This window comes from Fervidobacterium sp., assembly GCF_059913585.1.
In genome coordinates this window covers 290,796-305,339 of the sequence record NZ_DBOLZL010000023.1, presented here as the reverse complement: position 1 = coordinate 305,339, position 14,544 = coordinate 290,796, and the positions used below count along the sequence as shown (strand labels likewise).

Sequence of the window (14,544 nt, the reverse complement as noted above, 5' to 3'; positions counted from 1 at the left end):
AACAACACTCGGTGAAACACAAACATTCAAAGGAACGGTCAAGGAATACACATGGGATGTAAACAACGGCTTTACACTCAAAGTGCAAGTTGGAGATGAGGTATATGATGTTCACGCAGGACCGATATTCAAATCAGTTGAGCTTAAAGCAGGGCAATCGATAGAAATTATCGGAAAGTTAGCAACAAGTGGGGAAAGTAAGTTTATATTAGCTGAAAAATTTACGGTAGATGGAAAAGTTATTGATACGGCAAGTTTGAAAGGACCAAAAGGGCAGGCAAGTAGAACAAGTGCAGTTAGAAAAGCCCAAAGACCGATGCATGCAAGAGGATACAGAAGATAATCAAACAAAAAAATAACGAAAAGGCTTCGGGGAAGAACCGAAGCCTTTTTACTTTTTATGATATGTTAGTTCTTTTTACAAAAATCTTTTCTCAATTTTTTGTGCCAAGCCCAAGCGGTTTTAATAATAGCCTCAAGGTCGTATTTTGGTTGCCAATTGAGTATTTTCCTTGCCTTTTCGTTATCGGCAATTAGGTATGCAGGGTCTCCTGGTCTTCTGTCGGTTTCTTCGACTTTAAAATCAATCTTTGTGATTTCTTTGACTTTTTCTATGACTTCTCTAACGGAATATCCTGAACCGTTGCCAAGGTTGAAGTAATCGGTTTTGTTCTCGCTCATAAGGTATTCCAAACCCTTTATGTGTGCGTCCGCTAAGTCGTTAACGTGAATGAAATCTCTTATGCAAGTGCCATCTTTTGTTTCGTAATCTGTCCCGAATATCTTCACACTTTCTCTTACTCCGCAAGCAGCATCGAGTATTAAAGGAATTAGGTGTGTTTCTGGTTCGTGCGCTTCTCCGATTTCCAAGGATTCATCAGCGCCTGCTGCGTTGAAATATCTGAAGCGAATGCTTTTTAATCCGTAAGCTTGGTCGTAGTCTTCGAGTATTTGTTCAACCATGTATTTGCTTCTGCCATATGGGTTAATTGGTGCTTTTGGGTCGTCTTCTCTTATGGGGATACGCTCTGGCATACCATACACTGCAGCGGTTGATGAGAATACAAAGTATTTTACATTGTGTTTCAGCATAGCGTTCAGTAATGTGATGGTGTTTGAAACGTTGTTTTTATAATATTTGTTCGGGTCTTTGACGGATTCTCCTACCTCGATGTAAGCGCAAAAGTGCATTACGGCTTCTATGTTGTAGTTTGTGAATACTAAATCAAGCAAGTTCTCATCTGCGATGTCGCCTAATATAAACTCGCCGTATTTTGCAAAGCTACGATGTCCATGGGAAAGGTTATCAAGTATGATTACGTCGTATCCCCTTTCTTTTAGCATTTTGCAAACATGTGAACCTATGTATCCTGCGCCTCCGGCTACTAAGATTGCCACAATATCTCCTCCTGTGTTCTGTAGATTTCGAGTTTGATATTTTAAATTCTATCATTTACCTTTTTTGCTGTCACCTTTCTTCCATAACTTCGTCGAGTTTGATAATATCGATACCCATTTTTTCTCCTATTTCAACAACTTCGTCTTTCGCTGTGAAATACAGAAATTGCCAGCCTTGGTTTGATAAATCCACAAGTTTTTTGATTTGTTTTTCAAGGCGATTTTTGTCATATCTTACAAACGGGTCATCGAGGATAAAGAACGCTTTTTCACCTCTTTCTCCGCTGTTTTTTCCAAAGAGATGTTCTGCGAGTGCAAGTCTAATGGAGAAATAAAGTTGGTCGTATGTGCCAGCTGAGAGTTGTTCGGGTGTGAATTCGACTCCGGATATATCTTTGACCTTTATTTTCCCACTACCTTGGTTACTTTCGTATGAGACATCTACATAACGCCCATCGGTAATCTCTGTGAAGAGCTTTATTAAGTTGCTTTGTTTGAAGATGTTGGATATGTTTTTCTTTTCTTCCTCCTCGGTTTCTTGGAGTATCTTAAGAGCGGTCAGTTCGATTTTCTTTCGTTTATCCATGTAGTTGATTAACTTCTCAAGCTGTGATTTAAGTTTTTCAAGGTCAGATTTGTATACAACGTCTGGTATTTCGTCGAATAGGCCGTCTATTAGCTTTGATTCTTGCGCTTTAATGAGGATAAATTTCATGTTCTCCTGCTGTTGTCTTTGATTGTTTTTTAGGATTTCCAGTTCTTTTTGGAGTTGGTCAATTTTACTTTTTATTGTTTCCTCTGATTCCACTAATTCGCTAGGTTCTCCTGTTTCTTCGTTTTCTTTTGATTTGCTGATACTGAGCTCCTTCAGATAATTGTGGATAATATATTTTAGGTTTTCTAAGTTTCGAATTACCTCCGTATCGAACGGTTCTGGTAAGTCGTTTGGAAGTTCGTTAAACTTAACGGCGAAGGTTTTCAATTTCGTGAGGATTTGGGATTTTAGTGCTTGGTACTGTCCTTCGAGTTTTGATTTTTCGTCGAGTTTTTGTCTTAGTTCACTGGGTGATTTTACGGATAATAGGTCTAATAGTTCGTCCCTTTCTTTCTGGGCTTGTGAAAGTGTGTTTTTTTGGCTTTCGAGTTCGGTGAGCAAATTGTTCTTGCTATTTTCAATCTCAATTTGACTTGTTCTAAGTTGGCTTTCTGTTTGGAGGATTTCGTTGTACTGAGATTCAGCTTCGAAGCATTTGGCTTTAACTTCAGTAACATCATTGAATGGTGTTCTGAAAAGTTCGATTCCATCTTTTAGAATTTCTCTCCGAGTTTGTTCCACATCGTTGATTAATTTAACTGCTTCGAAAGTTTTTAGCAGCATGAAGATAGAAATTCCATAAAAAATGGAAGAAAGCACGCTTTTGAGGACAGCCCCTGGTGCAAATATGAGAGAAAATGTTCCAGTGATGAGCATAGATATACTTAAAATGAGCCAGAGAGTTTTGCTGCGTTTTAATTTTTCAAACCTTGAACTTTGTGATTCGTAAATCAAAATTTTTTCCTTTATTTTTGCTGCAGTTTCGGATTGTTCTCGTATCCTTGGAATGTTCTTTTGTATACCCGATAGCTCGCTTGTAATTTTTGCGAGAGATTCTTTTGTTTGTTCCGCTCTTTTTGTTAGTTCTTCTACCATTGCCTCAAAGCTTTTGATTTCGTTTTCGAGTTCGATTAGTTTTTGCAATTTTTCGTTTGTGTAAGGTTTGTATTCTTTTAGCTTCTCTACCACCGACTCGAGTTTATGGATATCTTCCAGTAGTTCTTTGTAAAAGCTTTCTTGTTTTACGAGCTCCAAAGTTTTTAGTTTCTTCTTTAGTTTTTCGATTTCCGATTGTATTTTTGTTATTTTTTCTTCTATTTCGAAATAATCGGCACTTTCAAGTGTAGGTAATAGTGCATTTATTTCTTGGATTATAGTCTCTGCTTTTTCGTAACGTTGTTTGTATTTTGCATCTTTTTGATCTTTGAATATTCCGCTTTCTGTGATGATGCTGCTTTCCAAAATTTTCGCTCTAATGGACTGGATTTCTGATATCCTTGAGCCTACTAGTTTCTCAGTGACTATGCTGTATACATCTGATTCTTTGTTTTTCTGAGGTCTTTCGATACTCAGATCGCTGTTTCGAATGATGATTGTATTCTTGAGCTCTTCGTGGGATAGATTGAACTGTCTTAAAAATTCTCCATTCTCTACACGAATTGACCTCTCACCATCTTCCAAGATGAGATAACCAGTGGGAAATTCTTTTACTCGGTCAATGTTTTCGTAATATTTTTCCTTTGCCTCTTTTTTACCGACGAGCATTTTTAGAATGGCTTCTATCGTTAAAGTCTTTCCGCTTTCGTTTTTTCCGTAGAATATTGTGAAGTTGCTTAGTTGGAATGTTTTTGAAAGCATGATAGGTCCGTATTTTCTAATGTGGAATTCTTTTATTCTCACGATAGTTCCCTCCCGATAGGAGCTTGTTTTTATATCATGGCGTTAATGAATATATCGATGAGTTGTCTTTTATCTTCTTCGTTGAGTTCTTCGTCGTTTATTTTTCCAACCTTCTCGAGAATTTTTTCGAATACAGGATTGTTGCTAAGTCTTCCCAGGTCCTTTGCCAAGAATTCGACTTCAGATTTTGGGTTAAAGTTTTTCGCAATGGCTTGTAGTTTGGAGTTTAATTCTGATTCGCTAAGAGCGTGTTTTGCACCATCGAAGTGACCGGTTACTTTAAAGATAGGTGAGCAGTTCGCTGGAGTGTTGAAGTTTTTTAGTTTTTCTATGAATTTGTCAACAGGGTTTTGTTCATCGAATATGCTCAGTCTGATTTCGAGTTCTTCGTAGTAAAATGATTCGATTTCTAATTCCTGGGGTTCTTTGCCTACTTCCAGTAAATTGACTTTTCTTTTGCCTCTTTCTTTTTTGGTGATTGATACAGGGGAACCAGGGTAGATGAAGAATTTATCAGAAGTTTTCAAGATGCTGAGTTTTGTGTGAAAATGCCCTGCCAGAATATATTGAAAATTAAGTGATTTGAAGATACTCAAATCTATAGGCATGTAACGGCCTCTTTCACCAAAGTCGTCAGGTTCGTAGAATGGAGCAATCAGCTCTCCATGGAAAAGCAGGATGTTTGGCTTGGTATGGGATGTATGTGTGTTAGCTTCGTGAATTACCTTAACCGTTTCCTTAGAAGATGAATGCTCCTTTTTAAATGGAACGGCGATTATTTTCACATCACCAAATTCAAAGACATTGTTTTCACTCAAGATAATAGTGACGTTGTTTCCAAGATAAAGACCGTCTTCGTAAAATGTTTCATCGTGGTTGCCAGGTAGGATAAGAGTTTGAAAAGGTGCTTCCGAGAATATTTTTCTTAGTCTTTCGTAGCTCTTCGTAGCGTCTTCTTTGCTATCAAATAAGTCCCCACAAATTACCAAAACATCAACTGAATTCTCCTTTGCTTTGTCCACTATGAGTTCAAGTGCTTCCCATCTTTCAAGCGTATCTGTTCTTAAATGTAAATCGGATGTGTGAAGAATCCTCACGGCAATCACCTCGGTATGGTTGTGCTGTTTTGTGGCAGTATACACATGTATTATAACACCGAAGTTGGCATTTTCTGACATTTCTGATGTATAATCATGGAATAATATTGATTACGATTGTAATAGTGCTCCTGGTATTCTCTTGCATAATTTTAGCGTGGGGCAATTATGATGTTTTCACATTTTTGGTTGCTACATCTATTCCGGAATTTGATTATCAGAAGCTTGTTGAGATAAGGCAGTACACATATTTGGAGAAACGAGCTTACAATGAGCAAAGGTATGTGACAGAAGAGCTTATCCTGACGGGTAAGGCAAGGATAAATATTGATGAAGATTTGATAAGAAAAAGCAGAATAAGTTTTTCGCCAAATCATGTTGTTCAAGATGGTAGACTTCCTGTGTGGGCTATATTTCTTGTATATGCTCGCTTTCCAGACAATGGCATGGATTTTGTTGAACAATCAGAGATTTTAAGAAGCTTAATCGGAGATACACAAGCGAATAGGCATTGGATATCTAATGTATTCCTATTCGACGTTTTTTGACATACATGCGGAAGTTAAAAAGGTTTTTGGGCAGATACTATATGAAAAGAGAGCCACTATACAAGATTTCAAAAGGGCGGAAGAAAAAGGAGAATTAGGCAAGTTGTATGAATTAACAAAAAAGCTTGCGAGCGTGCTCGCAAGCCTGGCCAAGGGGGTTATTCTGAAAACCGTTTCGTCGAACTGAGGTTTTAAATTTCAGAAAGTGAAAATGTTAATACCCCTTTCACCACAAATTTTTGTGAACAAACTATCAACTTCCGCGTTCGTGTAAATATTTAGTATCTTAGTTCCCATCTTTTCGGTCATAGTTAGAAGCCTTTCAAGGATTTCCAAAGCATTGGTTGTACATATTTCAAATTTGAAGAATCCATCATCTTGCTCAGCGATTAATGTGTTCTTTGGCATGAAGCTTAGAATTAGTTGGAATATATTCCACGGTTTTACAAGTTTTTTCAACATCATATTTCCAACCATCTGTGCAACTGGTATTTTATCAACTTCGGTGATATCGATTGTGTAAGAAAACCTAATTAGTTCTTTTCCTTTGAGCGTATCTTTTGCGTATTCTTCATCCTCGATTTCTTCAAATGCGATTGTGGTGAACGTACTTTCTCTGAGTTTTCTCACCATGTCGTTTGTAAGTTTTCTCAAAACAAGTGTTGACCCAGTAAGGTCGCATATTCTTCCACCAGAGGTTTTTAAGTTAACCATGGAAAGAGGCAATGAATCATTAAATCCAATAACTAAATCAGGTTCGCTTGCAACGACAATGGCTCCTAATGTTACTGTGGTAGCTTGTTCGGTGTATTTGCTGAGCTTTACGAGTTTTTCATTTACGTTGTCGAGGATTTCATAATTAGTTTGTGGGCTGGAGAATTTTTCAAATGTCATATGTTCGTATTTTTCGGAAGCGAATAGTTCTGAGAGAACTTTGTGGATTGTGGAGTCGTATTTCATGGTGTAGTAAAATGCTTTGAGAGCGAACATTCTTCTGTCGTGAAGAGGAACGTCACCACACGAATCTATCAATTTTATGATTTTCTGGTAATCGTTTGGGTCACACACAACAACTACGTTTCTATGGTTTTTTGCAGCTGCTCTTAACAGTGCAACCCCACCGATATCGATATTTTCTATCAAAGTGTCTTCATCACGTGTTTGTTTTTGAACTTCTTCAAATGGGTACAAGTTGACGACAACCATATCAATAGGAACGATGGAGTGTTCTTCTAAGTCTGCGATATGGGACTGTTCATCGAAGTTGGCAAGAATAGCGCCAAAAATGAAAGGGTGCAAAGTTTTTACACGACCACCAAGGATTTCAGGAAAGCCTGTTACTTCTGAGACTTGCCTAACAGGAATGCCTGCATCTGTCAAAAGTTTTGCCGTTCCACCTGTACTTATTATCTCCACGCCACGACTTTGGAGTTCTTTCGCAAATTCAACAACGCCCGTCTTATCAGAGACGCTTATCAAAGCTCTTTTGATATTCACGAAAAAATCACCCCCACGTCAATTTTTCAAATTTTCAGAGCTTTTTGAACCTCTACGATTTGGTTCATAATAATGGAGAATGTTTCTTCTATTTTCTTTTGTGTTTCGCCGAATAGTTCAAGGGCTTGTTTTAATTCTTGTGAGATTTTTGTTATCTCGTATATGCTGTCTTTTAGATTGTTGATTTCAGAGGATTGTTTTTCAAAGTTTGCTTCTACTTTCTCAAAATCTTGGGTTAGCAAGTGTACGCTATCAAAGAATTGGTAAATAGCTTCTGAGAATTTTCTGTTACTTTCGCTGATGATTTCTACGTTTTTAAACAGATTGAGCAGTTCTGCTGAAAAACCTTCAAATCTTCTTGAGATAGATGTGATGTTGTTTTCTATTCGTTCTGCGAATTCAGATGCCTCGTTTGCCAGTTTTCTAATCTCATTTGCAACTACAGCAAAGCTCTTTCCTGCTTCTCCAGCTCTTGCTGCTTCGATAGATGCGTTGAGGGAGAGTAAGTTCGTTTGAACTGCTATGGATTTTATAAGGTTCGATATATCTTTTATTTTTGCAAAGTCGTTGTAAAGCTCATCAAATGTTGATTTCAATTTATTGCTCATTTGATTAAAGTTTGTGACTATATTTTCGATTTCAGAAAAGTTTTCTTTGCTGCTTTCCGATATTGAGATGATGTCGGACATAACTTTATCTGATTTACCAACGGTTTCTTCCAACAATGAAGAGGTTTTTACCATTTCGTTTAAGAAATTTTCGAAGTATTCAACAGTGTTCTGTAGTTTGTCAAGGGTGTTTTCAGCATTTTTCACAGAAGAGCCAAGGTTTCTATACAGTTGCTCGATTTCTTCAAAGTAGTTCACGGAAGACGTTGAAAGTTCATTCACCTTATCTCTTGATGCGACAAGATTTTGAATGTAGTTTGTTTGTTCTTCCATAAGTTTACTGATAGCTTCGTTCATGTTTTTTGTGTTTCTAAAGACTTCTATAGTTCTTGCTGAAACGTATATGGCTATTGTAAGTCCAAAGAAAAGTTGACCTATGTTGAAGAACATAAATTCTATCTTAACGACGTTGGCTACAGAAAGTAATGACAAGAACGTTGCACCTATAACAGCTGAGAATCCAAAGAGTATCAGTTGTTCTTGTTTGGATTTGACTCGTTTAACGAGTATTCCAAGAATCGACAAAAGTAAAACGAGTGAATAAAGATAGAAAATTGCATAGGAATTCTTAAGTTGTGTCATGCTTCTGGCCAAGATTACTGGGATGAACAACAACCAATAAAGCAAAATGTAAATTTTCTCGACTTTCGTAGGCTTTCTTTTGAAGATTTCGTTTATGAATCGGTACGCAAAATACATACTGAGAGCTGCTCCCAATATTGCTAGTTTTTTCCAGAGTATGAAAGGATACAAAAACAGGTTCATCTCATCTATACTCGTCAATAATGGTGAGATTACCACTATGGCTCCGTATGAGAAAATCTTTTCTTTGAGAGCGAGTGATAATAAAAGGACGATGATGAAAAGCCCAATCATAAAACCTGAGCCTAAGTAAAACATCGATTCTTCAATAACGTTAGCACGTTCGATGAATTTTATGATATCATCGTGCTCACCTATGTAGAATTTTCGTTCAATGCCACCGTTTGAAATGAAAGAAAGCTCAATGAGCACATCTCCTTGTAAGGGTAGAGCAAAATACCTATGCCATGGATTGACACTACCTTTGTCTGACGAAATAGAATAGACTATCATACCGTTCTGATAAACATTTAAATACTGGTTAGCTGTTACTGAAAAGGCCAAAGTCTTCCCTTTGTATTTGGCTCCATCTATCTCGATTTGCATGATGTAATGGTTGTTGGCTTTGTCCGCAACGAAGTAAGGGAATGGCTTTTCTTCGCCGTTAACTATAACTTTTGCATCGTTAAATTCCTCTATCCCAGGAACGTTTCTGTAAGCTCCCATGAATGCAACTATTAGGGATATAGTAAATAAACCAGCCAGGGCTATAAACAAGTTCTTTATGAAAAATTTCATATGTCCCCACCCCCCGACAACATTTACACAACGTTAGCTGTAGTGATATCGAGGCTTTTTAGAAATAGCTCCCACGTAACTACCAAGGAAGGATACTGCCTGTATAGTCAAGGAAAACCCCAGACTGGTTTAAATTGCGAATCACTTTTATTATACCAGCAGCGGATTCCTCGGGAAGCAAAGGCGCTTCAGGACCACCCATATCTGTTTTCACCCATCCCGGGTGGATAGAGACAACGTACATATTTTTCAGCTTATGAGCAAGCAATTTTGTCACCATGTTTAGGGCAGCTTTTGAAACGGAATATGGCACAGAAGTAGTTCCACCTGTGCTTGCGATACTACCAAGGATACTGGAAATATTTATTATCTTGGCACCATCCTTAAGTTTACCTTGCTTGTAAGCTTCTTGTACAATCATGTATGGTCCCATTGTGTTGACTTTGAATGATAATAACATGCCTTCTTCTGTAACTTCGGGAAATCTTTCTTCAATGAGTACTCCCGCGTTGTTTATGAGAATGTCTATAGTTTCTTCTATTTGTGAAACGAATTCTTCTATGGAAACAGGATTGGAAGTGTCCACTCTTAATACTTTGAGGTTTTCATGTTCAAAAGGCATAGAAGTCCTGACACCTACTGTTAAACGTTCACCTTGTGATAGGAGCTGTTTTGTCAACGCTAATCCAATACCTCTATTTGCACCCGTGATGACCCAGTGCATATTCTCCCCCCTAAGGTTTAGATTTTTTTGTCTTTTTTACTCTTCGTCTTCAACTGAGTAATTTGGATTTTCCTGATTTAATTTTTCCAAGTATTTTTTTGAGCTTTCTTCGTCTCCAAGTATCTTATTCATTTTGTACAGATATTCAAGAGCTTTTTGTCTTATCTCGGGATTTTCAGAGTTGCTTAATTCTTCAAGTTCGGAAAGGTTTGAATATATGTACTGAAGTACGGAAAGTGTGTCTCCGTTCTTTATATAGCCTATCAAAATCTTTGAAAGCTCTACATTGTATTCTAACACAACATTTTCGGAATTGTCGAAATTCCTAAGTCTTGTAAGAACTAAGAATGATTTGTATCCCATATCGTAAAGTTTCTTTATAGCTAGTTCGTATTCTTTTTTGTACTTTTCGTCCAGCTTAGCGTCTTCAATAACAGTGATAAACCCGGAAATTTCTAATGGCTCAACTGAAAGAAGGTTTCCTGACTTATCAAATACAGATGAGTAATATTTCTCCGCTAATTTTTCAGCAGGGACATTTTGGACCATGTCAAACCAGATTGCGTATTGTGATGGAACTATGAATTTTATATTTTCGGTTGAGATTTTTTCTTCCACATATTTTTGGAATTTGTTTTCCGAAAGACTGCTCATAACTTCTTCGTACATTGGAGAATCTTTGAACTTTTCAAATGTTGAAAGGTCGTTCAAATTTCTTATGTAGAATACAAAACTCGCATTGTCAGTTGTATGCATTCTGAGTGGTTTTTCCGATGGTGTGAAGAGAACATTAACGAACGCTTCCGAGGTCTCTGATTTCTTAAGTCCTAAGTATGTATCGGTATCCAAAAGTTCTGAAGGGGAAGCTTCAGATAGCTCTTGGACTGCTTTTTCGAAACCAACTTCATTCGCTCTGTTGTAAAATTCTTTAGCTTTTTCTTCAGTTTCAAAAACGGCGTAATCAAAATCAACGTATGCTTCTTCTTGTATTTGCTGGCGGTTGTTCTCGTAATATTCTCTCATTTCATCTTCTGAAACGTCCGAATGGGAAGACCTGAAATCTTCCAGTGATAAACCTTCTGCGGTAGATAGATAATCAATAGATTTGTCTTCTAAAAGTCTTTTCATTACTAAAGCTTCAACGTAAGGTTTTTCGAACAGAGGGTCAAAGGAACCATAGTACTGCTCGTAAAGCTGGTACAATTCATCGATATCCTCTTGGCTAATTCCAGCAATAATGCTTCCGTTTTTCTCAAGGTATGCTGCAAATTTTTGTAAGTCATTTGATAATACCAAAGAACTAGCAAACAAAATACTAAATACTAGTAAAAGATTAAAAATCCTAAAATACCTTTTCATAATAACACCTCCAGTAGATTTTTGAAACCAAATCTTATGAACAAAGCGTAACTTACCAAATGAAATTATCCCCCGCAGATTTTGCGGGGGATATTCTCGCTGTTATTCGTTATTTGCCGTTTGTGTAGATTCGGTGGTTGTTTGTGTCGATTCGTTTGTTGTTTGCGTTGACTGTTGTGTCGCTTGCGCCTCTTTTTGTTTAATCATATCTTCGAGTTCCTTTTCAGCCGAATCAAAGTTTATACTGTAATCTGGTTTGAGCTCTTTAAGCTTTTGTAAGTAACCTTTTGCTGTCTTTGGGTCATCGAGTAACTTGTTCATCTCGTACAATTTGTAGTAAGAATCTGCTCTTATCTTCACATCAACATCTGTTGCCTCAGCTAAGTCTGCAAATCCTTGGTAAACTTCAAAGAGTTGGTTCATTACATAATAGGCTCCACCTATTGAAAGATATGGTTTGATTGTGTCGTACAATTTCGAGTAATAATCAAATGCTACATCTTTTTTATCTGGGAAGTATTCTTTCATCCTTCTAAGTATTTCGAGAGAAGAACCTTTTACTTGGTCGTAAATGGATAGGATTATCTTCTTTTCGAACTCTTTAACATCTTCCCTTACCACATCTAATGACGTATCCGTGCTAGCTGCGATTCTATCTGCAACTACTAAGAACGCTGCTTTTTGCTCGGCTGGAATGTCGGTTCTTACTTCTTCTTGTTCTGTGAATAGCTCTTCATAGAATTTCTTGTAGGCGGTAAGTAAATCTTTTCCTTCAGTTGTTAATGCTTCGTACCATGTTTTGTAAACGGCATCCCTTATCTCAAATGCTACTTTGTTTTCTTCTTTCCATTTCTTGAAGTTTTCACCAAATTTTTCGTTCTTTAAGTCTGTAACGATTTCATTGAATGCATCTGATTTTTTGAAGTTCTCGAACGTGTCAACTTTTTGCACACTTTTAACATTGAAAACAAAGTAAGTGTCGTTGTAAGGGAATGAGACAATTGTTGATGTAGCATCGAAAATCATCTCTTCAAGCTCTTCTGGAAGTGTGCCTTTGTTCAATGTGTAATCTGTCATTGTCAGAGATGCTTCGGATGCAGCTTGGGTTACACCTTTTTCCATTGCCGATTTGACAAACGTTTCCATCTCTTCTTTGGTGGAGAAGGTAACATAAGAAGTTTCTGCTTTTGTGTATTTGTTTATAATATCTTCTTTGTTTTTGTTGTAATAATCCTGTATTTCTTTGTCGGCAACCATTCCAAGTTTGTCTTTTACAGCTTGTATTGTTAGTTCTTCTTCCTTTTGGCGTGTTAGCTCTTTTTCGTAGTTTGTGAGACTTCCGTATTGAACTTTAATTTGCTGGAGCTTTGCGTTATCTTTCTTTACTTCATCGATAGCTTTTTTGATTTCTTCTCTTACTTTATTTTTGTCCGGTTTGATTTTGTTAACTTCCGCATAGTAAAGCATCAATTTTCTGTTGAGTAAATCGACAGTGATTAACGTTTTGACGTACGGTTCCTCGATTACGGGGTCAAGCGATGGATTGCCATATTGAGCTAAAAGGTTCCCATAGATTTCTTCAACATTTTCTGGAAATACCCAGTATGTTTCATTTTTCAGAGGTGTTCCATCTTTGGTTAAGTATCCTACAGTTTCTTCTAGCGTTCTTTTAATCTTTTTCGCGCCCGGTGTGTAGTTGACTGCCAGTGCCCACAAGGCTATACCTGCGATGAATGCGATAGCTATAACCCAAATGAATACTTGCTGCCACTTACTTATGTGCTTTCTGAGTTTTACATCTTTGCTTTCTTTGCTCATGCTCTATCTCCCCCTTCTTCTGCTTTCTCAGAGATTTCAATTTCTTCTATGTCGATATCACCTTCAGGCCTAACAAGTGGGAATGCTATTACATCGCGTATATTAGGACTATCTGTCAACAACATAACAAGCCTGTCGATGCCTATTCCAAGTCCACCTGTTGGTGGCATTCCGTACTCAAGAGCTCTGATAAAGTCCTTATCGAGCATGTGCGCTTCCTCATCGCCAAGGTCTCTCAATTTTAATTGGTTCATGAACCTTTCAAGCTGGTCGACAGGGTCGTTGAGCTCGCTAAATGCGTTTGCCATCTCTCGACCGTAAATTATCAACTCGAACCTTTCAGTAACCCTTGGGTCCTCCCGATGTTTTTTGGCGAGTGGTGAAATTTCCACGGGGTGCTCAAGCAAGAATGTTGGTTGGATAACCTTGTCTTCCACAAGGTCCCAAAGCTTTTCTATCATGTGACCCCTATCTTCAATCTCGACATCGACACCGTGAGCCCTTAGAACAGAGAGCATCTTTTCGTCAGAATCTTCAAGTATATCCACACCAAGATTTTCTTTTATGAAATCTCTCATTTTTATCCTTCTCCAAGGTCTTGTGAAGTCTATTTCCTGACCTTGGTAAGTAATTTTCGTTGTTCCGAAAAGTTTCTCAACAATATAGGTTATGAGCTCTTCGGTGAGGTTCATCATATCCTCGTAATCTGCGTAAGCTTGATAGAGCTCTATGGAAGTGAATTCTGGGTGGTGTTTGTAGGAAATACCTTCGTTTCTGAAGATTCTACCTATTTCATAAACTTTGTCAAATCCACCAACTATGAATCTTTTCAAATGTAGTTCTGTTGCTATTCGCAGGTACATATCGATATCTAATGCATTACAGTGCGTGACAAATGGACGTGCAGAAGCACCACCTGTAAGGTATTGTAGTATAGGTGTCTCGACTTCATAGAAACCTTTCTGGTGCAAAAATTCGCGTATCATTCTAATAATGTCAGAGCGTATTCTGAACCTTTTTATGGTGTCGTCATTTGCAATCATGTCAACGTATCTTTGACGATATAGAATTTCTTTGTCCTTTATACCATGCCATTTTTCTGGCATAGGTCTGAGTGGTTTGACCAAGAGCTGGAACTTTTCGACAAGTATCGTTATTTCACCGGTATTGCTCTTGAATACAACTCCTTCAACACCGATTATATCTCCAATTGTTACATGTTCTTTGAAAAAGTCGAAGTTTTCCGTCTTATCTTTACGTACATAAGCTTGGATACGTCCGTAAGTATCTTTAATGTGGAAGAACGCACTTTTACCATGTTCTCTTATTGACATTATTCTTCCAGCTGTGGATACTCTCTGGTCAGTGACTTCTCCGTTAGCAAGGTGTTCAAACTGTTTCTTTATATCTTCAGTTGTGTGAGTCTTTGGATACGAGTATGGATAAGGGTTTATACCCATCTTTCGAAGTTCTTCAATTTCTCTGATTCTCTGTTCTCTGAAATCTTTAAGCAAGCAAAATCCCTCCTAAAAACATTGTTCTTTCGACTTTTTGCCCATTT

The 14,544-nt window shown here is 37.6% G+C and carries 11 protein-coding genes; 2 read left to right on the top strand and 9 right to left on the bottom strand.

Annotated elements, in window-relative coordinates; all coding sequences use genetic code 11:
• The coding region (locus tag AC3M61_RS10100) for a hypothetical protein (protein ID WP_500780686.1) at nt 1-343 on the top strand (343 nt) is incomplete at its 5' end.
• Between the two features lie 65 nt (nt 344-408).
• On the opposite strand, the gene galE is transcribed toward AC3M61_RS10100, so the two are convergent.
• The 3 genes from galE to AC3M61_RS10085 all read right to left on the bottom strand — a co-directional run bounded on the left by galE (nt 409) and on the right by AC3M61_RS10085 (nt 4,989).
• Entirely contained in the window at nt 409-1,398 is a 990-nt protein-coding gene (gene galE, locus AC3M61_RS10095) for a UDP-glucose 4-epimerase GalE (protein ID WP_500780685.1), read from the bottom strand.
• A gap of 70 nt (nt 1,399-1,468) precedes the next feature.
• Nucleotides 1,469-3,892 carry an ATP-binding protein gene (locus tag AC3M61_RS10090; protein ID WP_500780684.1) on the bottom strand — a complete coding sequence of 808 codons (2,424 nt, stop codon included), beginning with the start codon at nt 3,890-3,892 and terminating at the stop codon, nt 1,469-1,471.
• Nucleotides 3,893-3,921: 29 nt separating this feature from the next.
• Complete coding sequence (locus tag AC3M61_RS10085) at nt 3,922-4,989, bottom strand: metallophosphoesterase family protein (RefSeq protein WP_500780683.1); 1,068 nt, start codon at nt 4,987-4,989, stop codon at nt 3,922-3,924.
• Between the two features lie 107 nt (nt 4,990-5,096).
• On the opposite strand from AC3M61_RS10085, the gene AC3M61_RS10080 reads away from it, so the two are divergent.
• Entirely contained in the window at nt 5,097-5,537 is a 441-nt protein-coding gene (locus AC3M61_RS10080) for a hypothetical protein (RefSeq protein ID WP_500780682.1), read from the top strand.
• A 198-nt stretch (nt 5,538-5,735) separates the two neighbouring features.
• On the opposite strand, the gene AC3M61_RS10075 is transcribed toward AC3M61_RS10080, so the two are convergent.
• The 6 genes from AC3M61_RS10075 to lysS all read right to left on the bottom strand — a co-directional run bounded on the left by AC3M61_RS10075 (nt 5,736) and on the right by lysS (nt 14,497).
• On the bottom strand, nt 5,736-7,034 hold the full coding sequence (locus AC3M61_RS10075; protein ID WP_500780681.1) for an IMP cyclohydrolase: 1,299 nt from the start codon (nt 7,032-7,034) through the stop codon (nt 5,736-5,738).
• A 26-nt stretch (nt 7,035-7,060) separates the two neighbouring features.
• Complete coding sequence (locus tag AC3M61_RS10070) at nt 7,061-9,082, bottom strand: methyl-accepting chemotaxis protein (RefSeq protein WP_500780680.1); 2,022 nt, start codon at nt 9,080-9,082, stop codon at nt 7,061-7,063.
• Nucleotides 9,083-9,161: 79 nt separating this feature from the next.
• Nucleotides 9,162-9,806, bottom strand: a complete 645-nt coding sequence (locus AC3M61_RS10065; protein ID WP_500780679.1) for an SDR family oxidoreductase — start codon at nt 9,804-9,806, stop codon at nt 9,162-9,164.
• Between the two features lie 36 nt (nt 9,807-9,842).
• A complete protein-coding gene (locus tag AC3M61_RS10060) occupies nt 9,843-11,165 on the bottom strand; it encodes a peptidyl-prolyl cis-trans isomerase (RefSeq protein WP_500780678.1) in 1,323 nt (440 codons plus the stop codon).
• Nucleotides 11,166-11,267: 102 nt separating this feature from the next.
• Nucleotides 11,268-12,983, bottom strand: coding sequence for a peptidylprolyl isomerase (locus AC3M61_RS10055; RefSeq protein ID WP_500780677.1), 1,716 nt, complete (start codon nt 12,981-12,983; stop codon nt 11,268-11,270).
• Entirely contained in the window at nt 12,980-14,497 is a 1,518-nt protein-coding gene (gene lysS / locus AC3M61_RS10050; RefSeq protein ID WP_500780676.1) for a lysine--tRNA ligase, read from the bottom strand. The genes AC3M61_RS10055 and lysS overlap by 4 nt, the downstream gene beginning before the upstream one ends.
• Nucleotides 14,498-14,544: the final 47 nt, after the last annotated feature.